Here is a 22,095-nt window from a genome sequence, read left to right as displayed (position 1 = left end):
ATTCAGCGCGTAATCTGCGCGCCCAACTAAATGAGAGTGAATTATGCTTAATCCTTTTGACATCGTCATCTTTGGTGGGGGAGGTGATTTAGCACTACGCAAACTCCTTCCTGCTTTGTATCGTGCATATCAAGAAGGCAACCTACCTGAAGGCACTCGCATCCTACCTACCGTTCGCGAACAAAATAAACAACAAGAATTTGTTGAAACGGCACATTTAGCGTTGCAAACCCATCTTGGTAAAGGCGAATACAACAAAAAAGACTGGACTGCTTTTGCAGAATACTTGGTTCCGGTAGTGGTCAATGTGACTGAAGATGATGGCCATTGGGATACCTTAAAAAATATTCTGTCAGATGCAGAAGATAAATCCCGTGTTTTCTATCTATCATTACCACCAGCCGTTTACGGACGCTGCTGTGAGTTGCTGTCAATTAAAGGCCTGATCACTGAGAACTCACGAGTCGTGGTTGAAAAACCAATCGGGTATTGTGGCCAGTCGGCAGAAGAAATTAATGCCAAAATTGGCGAGTTTTTCGCTGAAGAACAAGTATTCCGTATTGATCACTATCTTGGTAAAGAGACGGTGCAAAACCTTATGGCACTGCGCTTTTCGAATGCTTTATTTGAAAACCTGTGGGATGCAAAAGCCATTGATAACATTCAGATCAGTATTTCTGAGACTGTGGGCTTGGAGAGTCGTGCGGGCTTTTACGATAAGGCCGGTGCACTGCGAGACATGGTGCAAAATCATCTGTTGCAGCTATTGTGTTTGGTGGCGATGGAATCACCCCATAAATTAAACGCCAACAGTATTCGCACCGAAAAGCTTAAAGTATTAGAAGCACTGCGGCCATTAGTCGATGAGCAGGTGGATGATAATGTTGTGCGTGGCCAATACGTGCCTGGCGATTTGGATGGCAAGCTAGTACCTGGTTACCTAGAAGAGCTGGGTCAAGGCTCAAGCCAAACCGAAACCTTTGTTGCCATTCGTGCTCATATTGATAACTGGCGCTGGGCTGGCGTGCCTTTTTACCTGCGTACGGGTAAGCGCATGAAGTCGCGTTGTGCCGAAATCGTGGTGGAGTACAAGCCGGTTTCTCATAACGTTTATGGCGAAGCGGCAGGCCCTATTCAACCTAACCGTTTGGTGATCCGCTTACAGCCAGAAGAGAGCATTCAGCTTACGCTGATGTCAAAGCGTTTAGATAATTTAGAGATGCAGCTTGAGCCAGTTACGCTGAACATTTCACTCAGTGAAAAGTACAGCAATGGCTACCACTCAGATGCTTACAAGCGCTTAATGCTTGATGCTGCTGCTAACAACCCAGCTTTATTTATTCACCGTGACGAAGTACGTCAAGCTTGGAAGTGGATTGATCCGATTATCCAGCGCTGGCAGGAAAAGGGCACACCATCGCTGTATCGTGCTGGTTCTTGGGGGCCAGAAGACGCCGATGAGCTTCTGGAAGAGAACAAACATGTTTGGTTTAACGCGGGAGGAAAAGCATAATGGCAACGGTGACAGAAAAGAATTTTGCTTCGAAAGAGGAAATGACCGCGGCATTATCTGAGCTGTTGCAAAGCGGTTTAAGCCAAGGTATTGAACACGATGGTGAAGCGGTTCTGCTTGTTTCGGGCGGTTCATCTCCAGCTCCTGCTTATCGTTTCCTTTCTGGAGTCGATTTAGGCTGGGATAAGATCACCGTGGCTATGGTTGATGAGCGCTGGGTAGAGGCCAGTCATGAGAAATCGAATGAAGCATTTATCAAGTCAACCTTGCTACAAGATAAGGCGGCCAATGCTCGCTTTGTGACCATGAAGAATGCCGCAGCAACGGCTCAGCAGGGTTTATCTGAGTGTGAAGCGGCCTATGGACAATTAAAGCAGCCTTTTGATGTCACCATCCTTGGTATGGGTCCTGATGGCCACACTGCAAGCCTCTTCCCTCATGCCGATGGCTTAGATGAAGCATTAACCAGTAGCAATTTGGTTGCTGCCATTAATGCCCACGAAAGTGAAGTCACTGGAGCAATTACAGAGCGCATGAGTTTATCTCTGGCAGGTATTGCCAATTCGAAAGCCGTAGTGCTGCTGATCTCAGGTGAGGAGAAAAAGGCCATGTATGAACAAGCTAAGCAGCCAGGGAGCAACAAAGCGATCCCATTACGAGCCGTGCTGAATCATCCAAATATCGATCTAACCGTTTTTTGGTGTCCATAACCGCTGAACATTAGGGCTGAGATCCGCTCGGCCCTTGATTTTAATCTATTCGGCCACAACCAATCTGACGTATGAGCGCTATAGAATGTAACCTAGCTTCATCAATTGATATGTTGCTAACGTGTTGGCACTACCATTACCTTTCATCGCAGATTTAGCCTAATATAGGCAGCTAAAGCAACCCTATTCCTTTTTCAAGAACTTAGTTATTGAAGCTAAATAGCAACTCGCACTTATACATTGCCTTATGTAGGGGAGTAAGTTTGTTGCTAACCGCGTTTAAACCTTCTTATTAAAAACAATGAAATAGTCAATTCTTGCCTTTCCTGCGAGGTTGCAGGTAGCCAAGCAGTTGCATGGCGGGAGTGCAGTGCTGCTGGCAACGTGTTCTGCCTAATATGGAGGTCTTACTTAGGTGAATTGATTTAATAGTAATAAATTCAATATTTTACTATTCATTTTAAGTTGTTTTTTTGTTAGTGCGAACTCCACTTACTAGCCAGATGGGTAATATCAGCATTAAGAATTCCTGTTGCAGTCTGTTTATTTGGCAAATAGCACACTTGTCAAAAACTCAGTAATCGTTGAGCTTAAAAATGACAGCTGCCAGGCCTCATGAGAATCCGCAAGGTGACGTACTTCACTAAAAGCATACAACTGACAGGAGCGGTATCGATAATTTTCTTTGAAAACATGCTAGTAGTAAGGATATTAGGCAGTTATCTACAGCATGGCCTGACCGTAACATGGCTTACTTAATTGTACACAGAGTGATTGATTTTATCTGTTCCATTTCAAGGTATTTAAATTTTTGCAAAAAGCTAGTACAGACTAACTTAGTAGGCTTTGCCGCATCTGACTTCTTTGATAAAAAAGATGCAAATCGACTGGACAAAAAAGGGCATCTTCCATTATAATGACACCGCTGTCATTGATAGTGGTTCTCATCTTGAAACTTCTGCCCAAGTCTCATTGAGAAAGCAACACAAAAAAGACTGTATTGCCTCCAATACAGCTGTATCTTCATGGGTACAATCGTTCATCAAGTATAATTATTGCCTCTGAAATATTTGTGGTATTCTTCCTGTGTTTTTGTAACAAAGCATATCTTCACCTTTATATAATCGAATAAAATCAATTGGTTATTGTTCACCATGAATTTTTTTTGAATTCTAGCCAAAAAAAATTGTAGCGAATATGTAATTTTGGGTGTATGGTTTGTTAGTAGATGACAGCGTTGTCATCATCACTGGGCAGAAGTGATTTAAAAAACCAACAAAATGATTCAAGGGGAATCCTGTGTTAGCTAATAATTTCAAAAAAAGCTTAATCGCAGCAAATGTCGGCTTGGCACTGAGTGCTGGCCTTTCAGGTGTAGCGGTTGCAGAAGAAAATCAAGCAAAAGAAAACGTCGAAGTGATTGAGGTTCGTGGTATTCGAGCTTCAACTAAAGCAGATATCAACAACAAACGTTTTGCCGATGCGGTGGTAGACTCTATCACAGCGGAGGACATCGGTAAGTTCCCGGATAAGAACGTGGCAGAGTCACTGTCTCGCATTACCGGTGTTGGCGTCAGTCGTGAATTCGGTGAAGGGGAAAAAATCACAGTACGTGGTTCGGATCCAACTAAAAACCGTACTTTGCTGAATGGCCAGAGCGTGGGTACTGCTGATTGGTTTATCTTGGATAATCCATCACGAAGCTTTAACTTCACTATGTTACCTTCTTCTCTAGTGAGTAGTCTTGAGGTTTACAAGTCACCTGAAGCTCGACTTGACGAGGGTTCTATAGGTGGAACGGTTATTCTGCACACAAGAAAGCCGCTGGATCTACCTTCTGGTACTTTCCAAGCGAGTATTCAAAACCAGTACTCTGAGGTATCTGAGAAAAACGATCCTTCAGTAGAGGCTCTTTATACTTGGACAGATTCAGAAGAAAAGTTTGGTATTCTGATTTCAGGTTCTAAAGCCGACCGCACAGTACGCCGTGAAGGTTTTGAGGTATTAGGTTGGGATGCTCAGTCGGATGGTACTTATACGCCACGTACAATGGGTGTGCCAGTATTTAGACAAGACCGAGAAAGAACAACTTTGTTTGGTTCGGTACAATTTGCACCATCATCAGACTTCAGTGCAACACTTAACATCTTAGACTCAAATATGGATGTTAATAACACCAACTCAAACTTCCTGTTAATGAACCCAGGCTCAGAAGCTGCGTTGACTTACCAAGGTGCCAATGCATTGCAAGGTCAAGGTGGTGGAGATGTACGTTGGAACCACATTAACCGTATTTCTAGCACCGATACCAACTCGATTCACTTAGACATTGACTTTGCAACCGATTCATTCACCATGAATGTTGAATTAGGTACCACTGAAGCAGAAGGCGGTACACTAAACGAAACATCGTGGGAATATGGTGGACAAGGCGATTATAACTTTGACCTAACGGGTAGTACGCCGACGGTTAATGCTGGTGTCGATGGCACAGATCCATCTAAATTTAATGGTGGTTGGATTTGGGGTGGTAACAAACCTACAACGGATGAAGAGTCTTATGCTCAAGTCGATTTTGACTTCCCTGTTGATTTAGGTGCGTTCACAGCCATCAGAACAGGTGTTAAGTACCGCGACCACAAGAGAACCCAAGACCGCAATGCGTTCAGCTGGCACTGGGGTTATGCAAATGATGGTCAAAGTGATAACTATATGTCGCAGATCCTAAGCTCACAATGTCCAACCTTAGCTGAGTGTGATCTCGCTATTGGTTCTGACAGTGTTGGTGCAGATGTTGTGAATGGTGACATTACTCAACAGTTGACCCATAACAGTGCTCGTATGCTTGAGCTAGGTTTAGGTCCTGATGCGTCATATGCAGTACATAAAAACTTACCTGAAATTTTCGAAGTAGCGGAGCAAAAAACGGCCTTTTATGTACAGGGTGACTTCTCAGGTGACGACTTCAGAGGTAATGTAGGTGTTCGAGTTGCGAAAACGGATCAAGACTCGTCAGGCTACTTATATTCTTCTGATTCTTGGGGTCTACTAACAGTGCAAAACCCTGGCTTGAACGGTGATTTAACACCATCAACGCTAGAATGGAAAACGGAAAGCCGTTCATATACTGAAATTCTACCTAACTTCAACTTGTCATACGACGTAGCGCAAGATCAAATCGTTCGACTTTCAGCTGCAAGAACCATGGCAAGACCAAATTTCTTTGATATTTCACCTATCACTGCGCCTGGCGACCTAGGTGAAGACAACCCTACAGCACAAGCAGGTAACCCTAACCTAGACCCACAAGTAGCGAATCAATTTGATGCTGCTTGGGAGTACTACTTTGATGATGCTTCTTTGTTAGCGATTACTTTATTCTACAAAGACATTGAAAGCTATCAGACATCGGGCACAACATCGCAAGAGTTCTATGACCAAGAGACGCAGCAGTGGGTTACCGCCACTGTGACTCGCCCAGAAAATGGTGCCGGTGGCACAACTACGGGTTTAGAGGCGTCACTACAGCATGACTTTGGAAATGGCTTTGGTGTTTCTGCAAACTACACCTACACAGATGCCAATAACGATGGTGAACGTGATGTTATGAAGCCGGGATCAGGTCTGGTCATGGGGGCTTCAGAAAACATGTTGAACCTTTCAGGCTACTATGAGACTGATGTTTTCTCAGTTCGTGCGATGTATAACTACCGTACTAAATGGTACAAAGGCTTGCATTCTTCAGGTACTGAGTTATGGAATGATGATTATGGACAGTTAGATTTCAGTGCCACTTACAATGTAACAGAAAATATCTCAGTGGTATTTGAAGGCATCAACCTAACTGATGAAGAAGTTGTTGAATATAATACCGACGAAGCTCGTGTATTATCTATTTATCAAAATGGCCGCCGCTTTGTGGTCGGTGCAAATTTCCGATTCTAATATAAGCAAAAATAAAAATGCCGCATCTGCGGCATTTTTATTTTCTAATTCTTTCTTTTAGTGTCTTTATAACCTCTTCATCCTCACTTTGGCAGCTGGACAATATTCCCTCGTATAGATTGCTGTCATAAATATCATGCTTGTCACTAAAAATATAATAATCAAATATGGCTTTCCAGGTCGCTTTTTCAGCTTTGCTTTTATTCTTTATCGATAATATTGCGTGAAGTAAACTGTCTGTCGATTCAAGGCTGCTCTTTTCACTTTCTGGCTGCCACCAATAATTTATTAACGCATTCACATTGTCTTTGGATTTTACATTATGCCACCATAGTGGCGGTATATAGAGAGCTTCACCTACATTTAAAGTTACTGAAATAAGTTTGTTTTGAGCCTTAGCAAATGCAGGAAAACGTGTCAGATCCGGTGTCTCAAAGTCTACTTGACTTAAGGCCGGTCCGGTTACTGCTCTATCGATTGGCGCAGGATATACATGCTCTATTTGATCTCCAGGCAAAAGGAAAAAAGTTCTTTTACCACATGCGTTTAGTGCAATATTGTGCTCGCTGTCATAATGCCCTGGAACAGTGGTTGGGGTTCCAAGCCACAGCCTTGGTGAGATCCTAGATAAGAAATCAGGGGATGGGTTTTGCTGAAGAAAACTGGGCATACACTCACTGATTAAAGCACTTTGCAGTGCAAAATCGTGAGTGTTGCTTAGATCTTTCTCAATAATTAATTTTTTAATGATGGCAACTAAAGGTGCTTGGTGCCTAACAAAAGTATGGTTTTTAAATGATGCATCTGTGTAACCAATAACACCATGATACTTTTTATCTATTGCTAGAACATCAACGTGACTTGTTGTTGCATAACTTAATATTTTTCTTAAAAATAAATCCGAGGATTCGCGGGCAATGTCGATTATTTTCCAGTGCTGAAATAGATTTTTTATTATTTTTGGTTCGCTGGTTTCTAATAACTCTTTTTCTAGGTTTTTAACATTTTTGTAATCAATAATTTTAATTTTCATTCTTCTCAATTTAATCTCAAGGTGATATTTTAGATAACAGATTAGCACGATTTTAGGTTTTTTTAATGTCAGAAAGTTATGAGATAATTAATCCAGAGCAGCACCAGAGCTGCTTTGTTCAAATTGATAACAATCACGGTCATGCTGAGCACATGCACGTAGTGAAGCTTCTACCGCAAGAAGTGGCCAAAGCAGCAGCCGAATTTCCCATTTGCTTTATGCGTAGCGCAGATACGGAACCGCTGCAAATGGTGGCTATTATGGGATTGGAGAAAGGGCACAATGCCTATTTTAGTGGAGGCCGTTTAAACACCATATACGTTCCTCTAAATATTGTACGAGCTCCCTTTTCATTAGCAAAAACGTCTCCAGAGTCGCCTGTTTATTTGGCAGTTAAAAATACTGCGCTTAACAGTGAGGGTTTAGGTGAAAAGTTGTTTGATGAAAATGGCAAGCCCTCGAATTTTTTAACTGCGAAAAAGTCACTGTTGCAATCTATTGCAAGCCAAGAAGAGTTAGCTGAGCAGTTGGTGGCAACTCTCACTGACTTGGGATTATTGGTTGAGTTTGATTTCAAGTACGATCTTGGTAATGGGCAAAAGAAGCGAATTCCAGGACTTTACTCTGTCGATAAGGCGCTTTTAAAGTCACTGGATGACGAAACAAAACTGTCTTTAGTTAACAATGGCTTATTAGAAGTCATATACAGTCACTTGTTATCGCTTGGACAGTTTCAGCGAGTGGTTTCATTAGCCGCCAATCAGCAAGCTTAAGTGAATCCGTTTTGTGCCCTTGAGGTTTCAGCCTTAGCCTGCGAAAGCGGTTGTAAACAAGTCAAATAAATTTAACTTCCAATTTGCCTTGAAAACCGCTAGCCTTAGGGCCATCAAATAAAGTAACAAATACGTAAAATTAATGGAGCAGTAATTATGGCAGAGCAACAAGTGCAGCCTTTACATAACGAAAAACACGCTAACATCAAAGTACAAAACGGCGTGAACGTTGAATTTTTGAAAACTCAGCACTTAATGCCAGTTGTCGCGCATGAATTCGCGCGCGTAGCAACGGAATTCCCTATGGCGTTTGTAAAGAACTCTGAAACAGGTCAATTCCAAGCAGTTGCTATGTTTGGTTTAGAGCCAGGTGAAAACCTATTCGTAGATGGCGACAAGTGGACTGGTAGTTTTGTACCAATGGCTGCAGCTCGCTACCCATTTGGCCTAGTAAAGCACCCTGAGGAAGATCAGTTTGGCATTGTCATTGACGAAGCAAGCCCACTAGTAGGCGAAGAAGAAGGCAATGCTTTGTTTGAAGATGGCAAAGAAACAGAGTACCTAAGCCGTCGTAAAGAAGCACTAGTAAGCTATGTTGAGTTTGCTCGTGTAACAGAAGCATTCACTAAATACCTTGCTGATAAAGAGCTACTGGTACAACAGACACTAACGGTTGAAATCCGTGGTGAGAAAAAAGACATCAACGGTATCTACCTAGTTGACGAGCGTAAGGTGAATGAGCTTAGCGATGAAGATTTCCTAGAGCTACGTAAGCGTGGTTACCTAGCGCCAATCTTTGCTTTCTTAACGTCAACGCACCAAGTTGCTCGTTTAGCACGTATTAAAGCACAGCGCGAAGCAAGCTAATACACCAGTATATTTACTGTTTAAAACGCCTCTTAATGAGGCGTTTTTTATTGCTAACCCCTCCTGATCCTTGCCATTATCCAAACTTATACCAATTCGCTTAATTAAGTGGTTTATTTGAGGCAAGAAAATTCTGTCGATAACAAGGCATAAATTTTGCTATTTAGTTGTTCTAAATAAGAAATTTATAACGCAGTTAGCGTCGAATTTGCTCCCTCAAATTGAGCAAGTATTAATGCGGATTGGTATTAGTTACATTTACCGCGAAAGCTTGCATCTAATCACAAAGCCACTCATGGTAGAGATATATTTCAATACCAAGGTGAAACAATGAAGATAAAAACCTTACTCGGTGCGTTATTAGCACTGACCTCATCTACGGTGATGGCTGCACAGCAACCCATTGCAATTGCTATTCATGGCGGCGCTGGTACGATTGAGCGCAGTAATTTTACTCCAGAGCAAGAGCAGCAATATCGCGCCACCTTAAAGCAGGCTGTTGAGGCCGGTTATAAGGTGTTAGAGCAAGGTGGGGAAAGCCTAGATGCGGTTACTACCGCAATTAACCTACTGGAAAACTCGCCATTTTTTAATGCCGGAAAAGGGGCTGTTTACACCTATGATGAAGGACATGAATTAGATGCTTCCATTATGGATGGTCGTAATCGTCAAGCGGGCGCTGTGGCTGGGGTTAAACACATTAAGAATCCCATTAATTTAGCCAAAGATGTGATGCAACACTCGGTGCACGTTATGCTCAGCGGCCAAGGAGCGGAAGAGTTTGCCAAGCAACGCGGTTACCAATTAATAGAAAACAGCTACTTTGATACCGAGTCACGCTATCAGTCGTTATTAAAAGCCAAAAAACGCCTGCAACAAAAACAAGCAGCCAGTAAAGATTATCAGGCTGCACACCAACGCCTCGATAGTCACTATAAAATGGGAACAGTGGGGGCTGTGGCAGTAGATAAACAAGGCAACTTAGCGGCAGGTACGTCTACCGGTGGAATGACGGCAAAACGCTTTGGTCGCATTGGTGACTCTCCCGTGATTGGCGCAGGTACATTTGCTGATAACCGCTCATGCGCAGTGTCAGCAACGGGCCACGGGGAGTATTTCATTCGCTATAATGTTGCAGCAGATATATGTGCGCGCGTTGCTTACCAAGGAAAGTCGATTGCTCAAGCTGGCAAGGAAGTGATTTTTGATACGTTGCAGCCGATTGGTGGTACCGGTGGGGTAATAATCGTAGACCCACAAGGTAATATTAGTATGCCTTTCAATACGGCAGGCATGTACCGAGCCAGTAAAACCTCGAAAACTGCAACCAAGGTCGCTATCTACGCTGAATAAAACAATATTTTTAACTAATTAAGCAAGTTCTGTAAACGCCAGCTACTATTAACATGATAGCTGGCGTTTTTAATGGAGATGAACATGCAATCAATAAAAGTCGCGGATTATTTAAATCACCGTCCCGTTACGTTCAAACAAGATATGCGCGTTGAGTCTGCTGTGGAAAAACTATTACAAAGTGGACAATCGGGTGGGCCGGTAATTGATGAGCAGCGCAAAGTGGTGGGCTTTTTATCAGAGCAAGACTGTTTAAAAATCATGCTGCAATCAACCTACCAAAATGAGTCTCACCATGTTGTTGCTGATGTAATGACGCCGTCGCCATTATGCGTCAAGTGTGAAGACAGCGTGGTACAGATGGCCGATATGATGACCGCCAATAAACCTAAGGTATACCCAGTGGTGGACGATGACGGTCGCTTACTCGGTGTGATCAGCAGAGCCAATGTGCTACTGGCACTGGATAAGCACCTACATGAAAACTATCTGGCAGGCCATCGTTACGTTTAAGGCATTACTCGTTCGCGGATTTATTCTTTTAACAGCAGCAAAATAGTTGGGTATGACCAAGCTGTTTTGGTAAACTACACGGCGTTTTATTCATTCACAAGGTGTCGTGTAGTGCAGGTTGACTCGCTGTTTAAAGAGCTAAATTCGTGTTTAAAAAAGGATCAGTTTATTTTCAAAAAACGCTTACATGGCGTTAAGAAAATCACCGATCCAGCAAAGCAGAAGCGCGTTTTGGAAAAAATCCAAAGTGCCATAGCCAACAGCCAAACGCTGAAAGTACAGCGTAGTAAAAATATCCCCTCTGTAACTTACCCAGAAGAACTGCCGGTTAGTCAAAAAAAGGACGACATCAAGGCGGCGATTGCCGCCAATCAAGTGGTGATTGTTGCTGGTGAAACTGGATCCGGTAAAACCACCCAGCTACCTAAGATCTGTTTGGAGCTCGGTCGTGGTGTCGATGGCTATATTGGTCATACGCAGCCTAGAAGGCTAGCCGCTAGAAGTGTCTCGACCCGCATCGCGCAAGAGATTGGCTGTGAAATGGGCCAAGAAGTTGGCTTTAAAATTCGCTTTTCCGATCAAGTGAGTGACAACACTTTTGTTAAGTTAATGACAGACGGGATTTTACTGTCTGAAATACAACAAGACCGCTTTTTAAATCAGTACGACACCATTATTATTGATGAAGCCCACGAGCGTAGCCTGAACATTGACTTTATTCTCGGTTACCTTAAGCAACTGCTGCCTAAACGTCCCGACTTAAAAGTCATCATTACCTCGGCGACCATCGACCCCGAGCGCTTTTCAAAACATTTTAATGACGCGCCAATCATTGAGGTATCAGGCCGCACTTACCCTGTAGAGGTAAGGTACCGACCGGTAGAAGATATCGATAGCCAAAACAGCGAAGTGGATAACGATCAACTGCAAGGTATTTTTGATGCCGTGGATGAGCTCTGCGCTGAAGGGCCTGGTGATATCTTAGTGTTTATGAATGGCGAGCGCGAAATTCGCGATACCGCTGATGCGCTGTCAAAACGCAATCTCAAAGGGGTTGAAATTCTGCCCTTATATGCGCGCTTATCAAACGCCGAGCAAAACCGTATTTTTGCACCACACAGTCAACGCCGTATTGTGTTATCGACCAATGTCGCCGAGACCTCGCTTACGGTTTCTGGGATCCGTTATGTCATTGACCCTGGCACTGCGCGAATAAGCCGCTACAGCTACCGTACCAAAGTACAACGGCTGCCCATAGAAGCCATTTCACAAGCCAGTGCCAATCAAAGAAAGGGACGTTGTGGCCGTGTGGCATCGGGGATTTGTATTCGACTTTATTCTGAAGAGGATTTTTTAGGGCGTCCTGAGTTCACCGATCCGGAAATTCTGCGCACCAACTTAGCCTCGGTTATTTTGCAAATGTTGGGTCTTGGCTTAGGGGATATAAGCCAGTTTCCATTTGTCCAAGCCCCCGATAGCCGTAACATCAAAGATGGCATGAGCTTACTCGAAGAGCTACAAGCCATTATTCCATCAAAGCGCCGTGAGCAAGCTAAGCTGACGGAGTCGGGCCGCAAACTCAGCCGTTTGCCAATCGATCCGCGCTTGGCAAAAATGGTGATGTCTGGAGCACAGATGGGGGCGTTGTGGGAGATCATTGTTATCACCGCCGCACTGTCTATCCAAGACCCACGTGAGCGACCGCAAGAAAAGCGCCAACAAGCCGATGAGAAACACAGTCGCTTTGAGTCGGAACAATCTGACTTTATTGCTTATTTAAACCTTTGGAATTACATCGAAGAGCAACAACAACTGCTCAGTCGGAATCAATTTCGCAAACAGTGTCAAAAAGACTTTCTTGCCTATATGCGGGTGCGTGAATGGCAAGACATTGTGTATCAGCTGACTACGGTATGCGAAGAGCTGGGTTTTAAAGTTAATGATCAAGCCGCTAGCGATGAGGCAATCCACCAAGCACTACTAAGTGGTATGTTGAGTCATATTGGAGTTAAGGATGAAAAGCAAAAGCAGCTCTATAAAGGCGCGCGCAACAGTCAGTTTCATATCTTTCCTGGCTCCAGCCTGTTTAAGAAAAGCCCCAAGTGGTTAATGTCAGCGGAGCTGGTGGAAACCAGTAAATTGTATGCTCGGGTCAATGCCAAGATAGACATAAAGTGGGTGGCACCTCTAGCCAAACACTTAGTAAGCCGCAGTTACAGCGAGCCTCACTGGGAGAAAAAAGCAGGCGCGGTGATTGCGTTTGAACAGCAGACTCTGTATGGCCTGATCATTGTTGCCAGAAAGCGCACGGTATACAGTGAGATTGATCCCGCGTTAAGCCGTGAAATATTTATTCGCGAAGCGCTGGCGAATAACCAGTTAGGACAAAGCGAAGGATTTTTAACAGCCAATCAAAAGCTGATTGAGGAAGTGCAGGCACTCGAAGAGAAAGCCAGACGACGCGATATTTTAGTGGATGAAGACGATCTTGTTGCCTTCTATGACCAGCGTATTCCGGCCGATGTCAATAATCGTGCCGCTTTCAATAAATGGTGGCGTCGCAAAAAACAGCAAGATAAACGCTTCTTGCATATGAGCCGCGAACAGCTCATGAAGCACAGCGCTGATAATGTCACCGCTGCGCATTACCCTGATACCTGGCAACAAGGCAATCTTATTTTACCTTTAAGCTATCACTTTGAACCTGGGCAAGCCTTGGATGGCGTAGTGGTAAACATTCCTCTGGCCTTGCTCAATCAGGTGCAAGATGAAGGGTTTGATTGGCATATACCAGCACTGCGCCACGAGTTAATCTGTGGCTTAATTAAATCATTGCCAAAAACCCTACGCCGAAACTTTGTTCCTGCCCCTAACTTCGCTGATGCGGTGCTTGGGGCCATTGAGCCTATGCAAGGGCGTTTTTTAGAGGTGGTTGCGCAGCGGTTGCTGCGTATGACAGGCGTCAAAGTCAATGAATCGGACTGGGATTTAAATGCCTTAGAGCCGCACTTAAAAATGCAATTTCAAGTCATAGATGACGACGCTAAAGTGCTGGCACACGGTTTTGACTTACCGACGTTACAGGCCAAATTACAAGGTCAAGTAACAGAAACGCTGTCGCAAGTGGCGGAGCAAGGTATTGAACAGCAAGACATAGAGCAGTGGAACTTTGGCCAGCTACCTGAGCAATACACCAAAAAGCAAGGCAACTATGAAATTAAAGCGTATCCGGCATTAGTTGATAAAAAACACAGTGCAGCCATCGAGTTATTTGATAATGAGGCAAAAGCAGAAGTGGCGCACAAAGAAGGCTTAAGACGCCTTATTCTTCTTAACGTGCCCTCACCGGTGAAGTATTTACAACAGCACCTGCCTAATAAAGCCAAGCTAGGCCTTTATTTTAACCCGTTTGGTAAGGTCCATGACCTAATTGCTGATTGCACGGCTGCGGGCGTGGATAGCTTGTTGCAGTCATGCGGTGAGATCCGCGACGAGCAAGCATTTGAGCAGGCAAAAGAACGCATTCGTGGCGAGCTTGGGGATACGGTGGTAGACATTGCCAAGCAAGTGGAAGCAGTGTTAAATATTGCTCACAGTATCAATAAGCGCATGAAAGGGCGTGTTGATTTGTCGATGATCACCGCCCATGGTGACATTAAGGCACAGTTGCAATCGCTTATTTTCAAAGGCTTTGTGACCGAGCATGGCGCGCAGCGAATGCCAGATATTTTACGTTATATGAAAGGCATTGAAAAAAGGCTAGAGAAACTTGCGGTAGATCCAAACAAAGACCGTTTAAGTGTTTTAGAGTTGGAAAAAGTGGCGGCAGCATACCAAGAAAAGTTAGCCAAAGTGCCAGCAGGTTTACCCACACCTGAACCATTACAGCAAATTTTTTGGATGCAGCAAGAGTTGAGAGTCTCTTTATTTGCGCAAACGTTGGGAACGGCGTATCCAATTTCAGCAAAACGCGTACTTAATGCACTAAAAGAATGCGATATCTAAGTGAATTTTTAATAGTCTAAACTGGGAACTTCAAGTATCGTAAATGACTCAAACACTAGGCTATAGGGATGTGGCTGTAGAAAGTAATCATTGGGTGCTGTAAAAGAGCGGAAATATAGACTTGCTTTTTAGAGTACGACGGTTACTTTATTATATGAGGAAGTAAAGTTTTGGATTGTGAGAAGGAAGCGACATTGAATATGTCCACACTGCAGAGAAGGAAAAACGTGCCCCATTTGCTGGTGGTTGATGACGAGTATTTTAATTATGAAATGCTCCAAGTGGCCCTGTCAGATGCCTTTAAACTGAGTTATGCCAACTCGGGCACCAGCTGTTTGTCGAATGCCATCGCCGATCCACCGGATGCCATTTTATTGGATGTTTGCATGCCAGGGCTAGATGGTTATGACACTTGCAGAATGCTAAAAAATACGCCTGAAACAAAAAATATTCCCGTGTTGATGGTATCCGGACTGGAATCTGAAAAAGAACAAAAAGCGGGCTTTGAGGCAGGCTGTGACGCGTACGTGGTTAAGCCATTTTCGGTACAGTCGTTATTAGAAAAAATACAATCTATGGTGTAGAGAAGGCTATGATCAATGAAGATAAACGCCGATTTATGCGTATGACGGTTGAGGCCGTTGCCACAATTACTGAGTTGGAAAGCGGGCAACAATATCAAGGCGTTTGCCAAGACTTAAGCGCTACGGGGCTATCGGTAGCAGTCAACGAGCCGATTGAGGCAAATACCATGGTGGATATCTTTATTGACTCAAGTGGTGAGATGATCCAGCCTCTCCATGCTCATGCCAATGTTATCCGTTGTACGCAAGAGCTAGAAGGACAATGGATAGTGGGGCTAGAAATTACACAATTCAATTAAGCGAATCGCTACTCTTTTACCTTACAGTGTGAGTTGGCTGCCACAGAGTGCGGCAGCCACAGCTTTGAGGTTATTAATAAACCTTGCAAATTAACCCTTTAAGGTAAAAACCTTCAGGATAGCTTCCTGCAATTGGGTGATCGGCTGCTTGATTTAACCTTTCCATAATTAACAACTCTTTGCCGGCATCAAGGGCAGCGTCTGCGACCACTTTTTGGAATAGGTTTTGTTCCATTAACCCTGAGCAAGAGAAGGTTAACAGCGTCCCTCCCGGCTTTAATAGCTGCATGGCGATCATATTAATATCTTTGTAGCCGCGGCAAGCGCCAGTAAGTTGGGCTTTGCTCTCGGCAAATTTAGGCGGATCCATGACAATGGTGTCAAACAATCTGCCTTCTTCGCGATACTGACGTAACAGCTTAAATACATCTTGCTTAACGAACTCGGCTCGAGATAAATCTAGGTCATTATGTTCCACATTTCTCTTCGCGGTGTCTAACGCAGGCTGAGAAACGTCGACATTAATAACCTTTTTACAGCCACCGCGTAAGGCATACAAGCCAAAGGTCCCGGTATAACAAAAGCAGTTAAGAACCTCTTTATCCTTTGAAAAGCGCTCAAGGGCTGCGCGACTATCACGTTGGTCAAGGTAGAAACCCGTTTTGTGGCCATTGAGAATATCCACCTCAATGGTTAAGCCATTTTCTTGTATCAATACTGGGCTTTGTGGGGCGTCACCATGTAACGGGCCGGTTATTTTTTCTAAGCCTTCTTTTTTGCGTACGTCCACGTCTGAACGTTCGTAAACAGCACAATCAGGAAAGAGCGATCTAAGTGCCATGACAATGTCGCCTTTATGGCGCTCAGCCCCAGCGCTGAGTAACTGGCACACCAAATAATTATCAAACTTATCAATAGTGATGCCAGGAAGACCATCTGATTCAGCCGCACACAGGCGGTAGCCGGTGAGGCCACCTTCAGCAATCACGTATTGGCGTGCATCCAGTGCTCTGGCTAGCTTTTTGCTGAAAAACGCTTGATCAATTTGCTCGTTTTCATCGAATGACCAAATGCGAGCGCGGATCTGGGAGTCTGGGCTGTACGCCGCAGTGGCCAGGTACTTGCCATCGTTACTGTAAATGGTGACCGTATCACCGAGCCCAGGCTTGCCTTTGATTTTCTTGATGGCCTTTGAAAACACCCAAGGATGTTTACGGTTTAATGATTTTTCTCTACCGGGCTGGAGGTATAGCGCACACGTCATATCTTTTCTCTAATCTATCGTCTTGGCTGCCATTTTAGTGAAGGGTGTGGCAACATACAATCAGTAACAACCAGTTGAGCTGAATGAATTTGAAAATGCAGGAACTCGAAAAAGCATGTGAAGCCTTTATGTTGTCCACGCCATGTGCTGATACCGCACACGATTTGTCCCATGTTAAGCGCGTGGTCAAGGTTGCCAAGTCCTTGTGTGCGGCTGAAGGGGGTGACAAGCAAGTTGTGATCCCCGCCGCATGGCTGCATGATTGTGTTGCGGTTGCGAAAAATCACCCAGATAGGCCAATAGCCTCTCGCTTAGCGGCGGATAAGGCGGTGACATTTTTACAGCAAAATCAGTATGACGAGAGCAAACTTGAGGCCATTCACCATGCCATCGTGGCGCACAGTTTTAGTGCTGGGGTCGTACCACAAACCCTAGAAGCTAAGATAGTGCAAGACGCGGATAGAATGGATGCCTTAGGGGCAATCGGTGTCAGTCGCTGTATGAAGGTGGGCGGTGCCATTGCGCGAAATTTATATCATGTTGACGATCCTTTTTGCCAACATCGTGAGCCAGACGATAGCAAGTATACCCTGGATCACTTTTTCATAAAGTTATTGCATATTGCTGATAACATGCATACCGATGCCGCAAAAGAGCAAGCACAGGCACGTACAGCGTATATGAAAGCATTTTTAGCGCAATTGCGTGATGAGATAAGCTAAACACTTTTAAAGCCGGGTAGAGGGCCTGACGTTGTTTAATGCTGCTATCTGGTCATTTGTTTTACGAATACCACCACAAATAGGGCCAAGGAGAAGCTTCCGGTAAAGGCTTCTATGGCAGCAATAAACCGCGATATGCCTATGGGGGTAATATCGCCATACCCCAGCGTAGTGAAAGTAACCACACTAAAATAAAAGCTATTCAACAGTGCCATGACGTTATCTGTCAGGCTGTTTGCCAGATTTAGCTGCAATATTTGGTCATTATAAGAGACACCAAATAAAAAGTAGCACAGTGCACACGTAATTATCATGCCAAGACTAAAGCGAATGACGTTTTCAGGCTTTTCACCATAGCCGCAGAGTAAATCCACAAAACCGGAAATAAGATGACGCTTAGAAAATCTCGGGTATTGCGCGTGGCGCATTCTTAGCTCTTTGTAAGTAAAGCGTCCCGCCATTTCAAATAGACCTTGGTTTTCTGCGCCTTTACGCAGCAGGCGGTATATTTCTTCTGATTGTAAAAATAAGTCCTCGGCTTCCTCGTTGGCTTTGTTCTTGCGCGCTTCTATTGCTTGTTGCTCTTGCAGTAAATGTTCACCAAGCTCCATGTTATCAATACGAGTATTATCTAGCTTCATGCCAAGTAGATTGGTGTTTTCGAGGTGGCAGCAGTGTAGGCTGGCTTCACGGAGATCGGCCTTCATTAACGAGGCATTACGAATGGTACTGTTAAATAAGTGGGCGCCTTTCAAATTAGCACGATAGAAATTACTATAGGAGAGATCATAGCCGCGATGGCTATCGAACTTAACTAAATTAAGCCCTTCCAAGTTCGCCCGCTTTAACTCTAGCCCCTGAAGAAGTCCACCACGCTTTGCGTAGCGCTCGAGCTTTTGACTCAGCTCTAGGCCACTTTTATCGAATTTATTGTCATGCCAAAAGCAGTAACCTGAGCCCATGTCGATTTCACTACAGCTATTTCCCTCAGGTGACACATATTGGCAAGTGGGTTTGTCAGCCATTATCTGCCTAATTGAAAATACCTTTACTTCTAAGCGTAGCAGTAAAACGAGTAACTAGAGGAAATTTAGTAAATTTATCATGGCTGGTGTGTTAGTTAAGCGGTTCGGTTAATGTATAATAGCCTCTTTCAATTAAGCGATAGATGATGACTTGCAGTACCAACTAAAAAAGAGTCGCCGACGTAAAACGGTGGCAATAAAAATTAAAGCGGGCGAGGTCACCGTCTATGCACCACAACGCATTGACGAGCAATGGTTACAGGCTTGGGTCGCCAGTAAATCTGACTGGATCCATGACAAGCTTGCGGCTGACACAGTAAAAAAGCCGCTAAACCCTTTGACTGCTGGAAAATTACGTATCTTTGGTGAGCAATTTTCTATTGTATACCATGACAGCAGGGCGACAATCGACTATGAGCAAAAACGAGTTTATCTCAATCACCTTGAGCAACATTGGCCGCAACTATTGCAGCTTTTGGCTGGCGAATTAAGCCAATACTTAGAAGCGGCTATTGCACGTTTTCAAGGTGAGATTGGCGCACAATTTAGTACCCTTAAAGTACGGGTTTATAAAAGCCGGTGGGGGAGTTTTTCTGGCAAAGGGGTACTTGCTTTTAATACCCTGCTTATTGGCGCGCCAAAATGGGTGATCGATTATGTTGTGGTGCATGAGTTATGTCATTATCACGTGATGGCACATAATGTTCAGTTTTGGCGTTTAGTGGAGCAACACTATGGTGAGCGCTATCAAGTTGCAAGGCGCTATCTGCGTGAGCATGGTGAGCAATTGATGCTCACAAACGACTAATAAAAAATCAATGCTCTGCTCTGAACAGGTGTGTGATTAGCAAGTCGTGATATAGAATTGAGATGCTGTAATGCTTTTTCCTATTGTTACGCATTTTTGGGTATAATGTCGCAAACACACCGATTTGTGAAAACATGGCACTAAAATCTACCATCCTGAAAGCTCAAGTGTCGCTGAGCGACATGGATAGACACTACTACCAAGAATTGTCGTTAACCATTGCACAACATCCCTCTGAGAATGCCCAACGTTTAATGGTAAGGTTGCTCGCTTATCTGCTTAATGCCGACAGCGATTTGGAGTTTACCAAAGGGTTGTGCGCGGACGATGAGCCTGAAATTTGGCGTAAAAGTTTATCAGGTGAGATCTTATTATGGGTTGAACTTGGGCTTCCTGATGAAAAACGCTTAAAAAAAGCCGCAAACCAGGCACAGCAAGTTCTGCTCTATACCTATGGCGACAGCAAGCAACAGCAATGGTGGCAAAAAAACCAATGCAAGCTTGCCAGCTTCAGTAACGTCTCTGTATTCAGCTTAGACTTTGACGAGACGCAAGCGCTGTCACAGATGCTAGCGCGAAATATGCAGTTCACAGTTACGGTGCAGGATACCGAGGTGTGGTTTGCCAGTGAGAGCCACAGCGTGGTGATCCAACCAAAAAAGCTACAGTGATGGTTTAGCCAATTATTTTGCCGTAAATAAGCACATCAGCATTAGAGCCGTCGCGATGCTGAACTTTTTTGAATAATGCCTTGCAGGGAAGCTAATGACACTGGGTGTCAGCAGGTAACCACTGAGATAAAGAGTTTACTAGAAGAAAGTGGTGGAGGGAGCTGGATTCGAACCAGCGAAGGCAGAGCCGTCAGATTTACAGTCTGATCCCTTTGGCCGCTCGGGAACCCCTCCGTATCATGTATCGCAGTTAACCAGAGCACTGGTTAGTGGCAAAGCTGAATAGGATTGTTGCTTTAAAAGATGGTGGAGGGAGCTGGATTCGAACCAGCGAAGGCAGAGCCGTCAGATTTACAGTCTGATCCCTTTGGCCACTCGGGAACCCCTCCGGAATTATCTTTTTAAAGCGTTACAATGGAAAAGTGGTGGAGGGAGCTGGATTCGAACCAGCGAAGGCAGAGCCGTCAGATTTACAGTCTGATCCCTTTGGCCGCTCGGGAACCCCTCCGAATTTTCGTATTGTAACTTTGTTGTTATGGTGGAGGGAGCTGGATTCGAACCAGCGAAGGCAGAGCCGTCAGATTTACAGTCTGATCCCTTTGGCCGCTCGGGAACCCCTCCAAAACAACGGCGGTGATAATAACAAAGTTTTTTTTGAAGTAAAGAAAACAGCTAAAGTTTTTGTGAAAAATGCCGATAAAAGTCCAAACATTAAAAGAAATGGTTGGAATACATGCAAATTGATGGCGTTTTAATCAGTGAATCGCAATTAGGCTCAGCGTTGAACATAAGCGTTCATGAAACGCGCTCGGCTGATTTTGCCATGCTGTTATCCATGCTATCTCATGATGCGTTAGATTTTAGCCAGTTTCATTTACCCAAATCGCAGCAGCAACAACCAGACCGCAGCGAAGAGACGCTAAAAAAAGAACTTCAGGTTGGGCCGCAAAAACCCCTTGCACCAGCTCAGTTCGATATGTTGATCGGTCAAGATAATGCTCAGTTGGTGGCTAGCGGAGCAATGACTTCCCTGCGACTGCGAGAATGCCTTAACCCCGAGCCTTTCGCCGCGAGAAATGATAAAAAACACGTTCCGCTTGAAGTGGTTGAAAACCTTGAGCCGGCGGTAAAACAGCGCTTGGCGAAAGCACAAGGCAAACTGGACTTGGTTACCGATAAACCAATGGATGCTGCTGGCTTTTATGATCAGCTTGCTGCAGGAGAGATGCAAAGCATGCTTAAAGCTTCGGCTTAGTTATTTAGTCGTGTTTTGCCTTGCAATTGACCTTTAGTAGACTCGAGCTGTTTTAAGAGGGCATTTTATACTATGAGTTAAAGCAGGCGAATTTGATGAAATCGCACTTAAGCATTAATTTATACTTTCCGTTACGCTAACAGTATAAGAATATAAGCTTTGCTCTTCACCAATTTCCAAAGTAGCACTCTCACCCTCTTTGACGACAAACGAAGGAGTGAAGTTTAGAGTACCCTCAAAGCAATTAAGTCCAGATTCGACGAGTATACCTTCCTCATTCGTTTTGGATAGAAACAAGGTTAACTCACAGTTTTGCTTTGTTTCTATATACAGTTCACTCTCTGTAACTGCTGCTGTTGATTCAAAAATTGTTCCATCTATGTTTTTTACTTCGACATCTACATTATATGAGCTTGACATATTATTTTCGCAGCCCATTAAAGCTAATGTTGTCAAAGCCAAAGTGGTGTAGATAAATTTAGTAGGAGCATTCATAAGTTAGTTAAGCGCTTAAAATTACATACAAGTACCCTTAATGGTAACTTGACATGAGTTTTCAGATCAAGGTGATTCGTTATTGATGTTCAAAGTGTATCACCCATTGCTGGAAATTAACTCTCTAACTGTTACAGACCATACTTGGCTCATCTGTCTTAAACAGTAATGTTAATCCGCTTAATTAATCAACCTATGGTTGACATAAACACTTCTCAAAAAAGACACGTTCAAGAGCTATACGTGCAATATCCTTGCGA

Annotated in this window: 18 protein-coding genes and 4 tRNA genes; 14 read left to right on the top strand and 8 right to left on the bottom strand. The window is 44.0% G+C overall.

What is annotated here, in order from left to right; genetic code table 11:
- Nucleotides 1–43 precede the first annotated feature (43 nt).
- The 3 genes from zwf (at nt 44) to R3P39_RS07515 (ending at nt 6,168) form a co-directional block, all read left to right on the top strand.
- Entirely contained in the window at nt 44–1,513 is a 1,470-nt protein-coding gene (gene zwf / locus R3P39_RS07525; RefSeq protein ID WP_336566660.1) for a glucose-6-phosphate dehydrogenase, read from the top strand.
- Nucleotides 1,513–2,223 carry a 6-phosphogluconolactonase gene (pgl, locus tag R3P39_RS07520; protein ID WP_336566658.1) on the top strand — a complete coding sequence of 237 codons (711 nt, stop codon included), beginning with the start codon at nt 1,513–1,515 and terminating at the stop codon, nt 2,221–2,223. The genes zwf and pgl overlap by 1 nt, the downstream gene beginning before the upstream one ends.
- 1,299 nt (nt 2,224–3,522) lie before the next feature.
- Nucleotides 3,523–6,168 (top strand): TonB-dependent receptor, encoded by a 2,646-nt coding sequence (locus tag R3P39_RS07515; protein WP_336566657.1) that lies wholly within the window; start codon nt 3,523–3,525, stop codon nt 6,166–6,168.
- Between the two features lie 37 nt (nt 6,169–6,205).
- On the opposite strand, the gene R3P39_RS07510 is transcribed toward R3P39_RS07515, so the two are convergent.
- Nucleotides 6,206–7,201 (bottom strand): cupin-like domain-containing protein, encoded by a 996-nt coding sequence (locus R3P39_RS07510; protein ID WP_336566656.1) that lies wholly within the window; start codon nt 7,199–7,201, stop codon nt 6,206–6,208.
- A 65-nt stretch (nt 7,202–7,266) separates the two neighbouring features.
- Between R3P39_RS07510 and R3P39_RS07505 the strand changes: the two genes are divergently transcribed.
- The 7 genes from R3P39_RS07505 (at nt 7,267) to R3P39_RS07475 (ending at nt 15,595) form a co-directional block, all read left to right on the top strand.
- Nucleotides 7,267–7,974 (top strand): SapC family protein, encoded by a 708-nt coding sequence (locus R3P39_RS07505; RefSeq protein WP_336566655.1) that lies wholly within the window; start codon nt 7,267–7,269, stop codon nt 7,972–7,974.
- A 156-nt stretch (nt 7,975–8,130) separates the two neighbouring features.
- The gene (locus tag R3P39_RS07500) at nt 8,131–8,841 is read left to right on the top strand and encodes a SapC family protein (RefSeq protein ID WP_336566654.1); all 711 of its coding nucleotides are present in this window, start codon (nt 8,131–8,133) and stop codon (nt 8,839–8,841) included.
- Between the two features lie 330 nt (nt 8,842–9,171).
- Complete coding sequence (locus tag R3P39_RS07495) at nt 9,172–10,194, top strand: isoaspartyl peptidase/L-asparaginase family protein (protein ID WP_336566653.1); 1,023 nt, start codon at nt 9,172–9,174, stop codon at nt 10,192–10,194.
- 84 nt (nt 10,195–10,278) lie between these two features.
- Nucleotides 10,279–10,707: a CBS domain-containing protein gene (locus tag R3P39_RS07490; RefSeq protein WP_336566652.1), complete on the top strand. Its 429-nt coding sequence runs from the start codon at nt 10,279–10,281 to the stop codon at nt 10,705–10,707.
- A 111-nt stretch (nt 10,708–10,818) separates the two neighbouring features.
- Complete coding sequence (gene hrpA, locus R3P39_RS07485; protein WP_336566650.1) at nt 10,819–14,712, top strand: ATP-dependent RNA helicase HrpA; 3,894 nt, start codon at nt 10,819–10,821, stop codon at nt 14,710–14,712.
- Nucleotides 14,713–14,912: 200 nt separating this feature from the next.
- Complete coding sequence (locus R3P39_RS07480) at nt 14,913–15,296, top strand: response regulator (RefSeq protein WP_336566649.1); 384 nt, start codon at nt 14,913–14,915, stop codon at nt 15,294–15,296.
- 8 nt (nt 15,297–15,304) lie between these two features.
- Nucleotides 15,305–15,595: a PilZ domain-containing protein gene (locus tag R3P39_RS07475; protein WP_336566647.1), complete on the top strand. Its 291-nt coding sequence runs from the start codon at nt 15,305–15,307 to the stop codon at nt 15,593–15,595.
- Between the two features lie 73 nt (nt 15,596–15,668).
- Here the strand turns inward: R3P39_RS07475 and R3P39_RS07470 are convergent, their stop codons facing one another.
- The gene (locus R3P39_RS07470; RefSeq protein WP_336566646.1) at nt 15,669–16,859 is read right to left on the bottom strand and encodes a class I SAM-dependent methyltransferase; all 1,191 of its coding nucleotides are present in this window, start codon (nt 16,857–16,859) and stop codon (nt 15,669–15,671) included.
- Between the two features lie 83 nt (nt 16,860–16,942).
- On the opposite strand from R3P39_RS07470, the gene R3P39_RS07465 reads away from it, so the two are divergent.
- The gene (locus R3P39_RS07465) at nt 16,943–17,581 is read left to right on the top strand and encodes an HD domain-containing protein (protein WP_336566645.1); all 639 of its coding nucleotides are present in this window, start codon (nt 16,943–16,945) and stop codon (nt 17,579–17,581) included.
- 44 nt (nt 17,582–17,625) lie between these two features.
- Here R3P39_RS07465 and R3P39_RS07460 read toward each other — a convergent pair whose 3' ends face one another.
- Complete coding sequence (locus tag R3P39_RS07460; protein ID WP_336566644.1) at nt 17,626–18,606, bottom strand: ion channel; 981 nt, start codon at nt 18,604–18,606, stop codon at nt 17,626–17,628.
- Nucleotides 18,607–18,757: 151 nt separating this feature from the next.
- Between R3P39_RS07460 and R3P39_RS07455 the strand changes: the two genes are divergently transcribed.
- Nucleotides 18,758–19,414: a M48 family metallopeptidase gene (locus R3P39_RS07455; protein ID WP_336566642.1), complete on the top strand. Its 657-nt coding sequence runs from the start codon at nt 18,758–18,760 to the stop codon at nt 19,412–19,414.
- Nucleotides 19,415–19,548: 134 nt separating this feature from the next.
- Entirely contained in the window at nt 19,549–20,085 is a 537-nt protein-coding gene (locus tag R3P39_RS07450) for a YaeQ family protein (RefSeq protein ID WP_336566641.1), read from the top strand.
- A 149-nt stretch (nt 20,086–20,234) separates the two neighbouring features.
- Here the strand turns inward: R3P39_RS07450 and R3P39_RS07445 are convergent.
- The 4 genes from R3P39_RS07445 to R3P39_RS07430 all read right to left on the bottom strand — a co-directional run bounded on the left by R3P39_RS07445 (nt 20,235) and on the right by R3P39_RS07430 (nt 20,706).
- Nucleotides 20,235–20,319 (bottom strand) — tRNA-Tyr (locus R3P39_RS07445).
- Between the two features lie 70 nt (nt 20,320–20,389).
- Nucleotides 20,390–20,474 (bottom strand) — tRNA-Tyr (locus tag R3P39_RS07440).
- A gap of 34 nt (nt 20,475–20,508) precedes the next feature.
- Nucleotides 20,509–20,593 (bottom strand) — tRNA-Tyr (locus R3P39_RS07435).
- 28 nt (nt 20,594–20,621) lie between these two features.
- A tRNA-Tyr gene (locus R3P39_RS07430) sits at nt 20,622–20,706 on the bottom strand.
- Nucleotides 20,707–20,818: 112 nt separating this feature from the next.
- On the opposite strand from R3P39_RS07430, the gene R3P39_RS07425 reads away from it, so the two are divergent.
- The gene (locus tag R3P39_RS07425) at nt 20,819–21,340 is read left to right on the top strand and encodes a VC2046/SO_2500 family protein (RefSeq protein WP_336569269.1); all 522 of its coding nucleotides are present in this window, start codon (nt 20,819–20,821) and stop codon (nt 21,338–21,340) included.
- A 114-nt stretch (nt 21,341–21,454) separates the two neighbouring features.
- Here R3P39_RS07425 and R3P39_RS07420 read toward each other — a convergent pair whose 3' ends face one another.
- Entirely contained in the window at nt 21,455–21,835 is a 381-nt protein-coding gene (locus R3P39_RS07420; protein ID WP_336566640.1) for a hypothetical protein, read from the bottom strand.
- Nucleotides 21,836–22,095 lie beyond the last annotated feature (260 nt).

It is taken from the genome of Pseudoalteromonas sp. UG3-2 (genome assembly GCF_037120705.1).
Lineage (GTDB): Bacteria > Pseudomonadota > Gammaproteobacteria > Enterobacterales > Alteromonadaceae > Pseudoalteromonas.
Note: the sequence above shows the minus strand (reverse complement) of the source record. Positions and strands in the feature narration are given on the sequence as shown.

Coding starts and splice junctions, on each gene's coding strand:
- zwf (WP_336566660.1), top strand. CDS start 44: ATGCTTAATCCTTTTGACATCGTCATCTTTGGTGGGGGAGGTGATTTA.
- pgl (WP_336566658.1), top strand. CDS start 1,513: ATGGCAACGGTGACAGAAAAGAATTTTGCTTCGAAAGAGGAAATGACC.
- R3P39_RS07510 (WP_336566656.1), bottom strand. CDS start 7,201: ATGAAAATTAAAATTATTGATTACAAAAATGTTAAAAACCTAGAAAAA.
- R3P39_RS07505 (WP_336566655.1), top strand. CDS start 7,267: ATGTCAGAAAGTTATGAGATAATTAATCCAGAGCAGCACCAGAGCTGC.
- R3P39_RS07500 (WP_336566654.1), top strand. CDS start 8,131: ATGGCAGAGCAACAAGTGCAGCCTTTACATAACGAAAAACACGCTAAC.
- R3P39_RS07495 (WP_336566653.1), top strand. CDS start 9,172: ATGAAGATAAAAACCTTACTCGGTGCGTTATTAGCACTGACCTCATCT.
- R3P39_RS07490 (WP_336566652.1), top strand. CDS start 10,279: ATGCAATCAATAAAAGTCGCGGATTATTTAAATCACCGTCCCGTTACG.
- R3P39_RS07480 (WP_336566649.1), top strand. CDS start 14,913: ATGTCCACACTGCAGAGAAGGAAAAACGTGCCCCATTTGCTGGTGGTT.
- R3P39_RS07475 (WP_336566647.1), top strand. CDS start 15,305: ATGATCAATGAAGATAAACGCCGATTTATGCGTATGACGGTTGAGGCC.
- R3P39_RS07470 (WP_336566646.1), bottom strand. CDS start 16,859: ATGACGTGTGCGCTATACCTCCAGCCCGGTAGAGAAAAATCATTAAAC.
- R3P39_RS07465 (WP_336566645.1), top strand. CDS start 16,943: ATGAATTTGAAAATGCAGGAACTCGAAAAAGCATGTGAAGCCTTTATG.
- R3P39_RS07460 (WP_336566644.1), bottom strand. CDS start 18,606: ATGGCTGACAAACCCACTTGCCAATATGTGTCACCTGAGGGAAATAGC.
- R3P39_RS07450 (WP_336566641.1), top strand. CDS start 19,549: ATGGCACTAAAATCTACCATCCTGAAAGCTCAAGTGTCGCTGAGCGAC.
- R3P39_RS07425 (WP_336569269.1), top strand. CDS start 20,819: ATGCAAATTGATGGCGTTTTAATCAGTGAATCGCAATTAGGCTCAGCG.
- R3P39_RS07420 (WP_336566640.1), bottom strand. CDS start 21,835: ATGAATGCTCCTACTAAATTTATCTACACCACTTTGGCTTTGACAACA.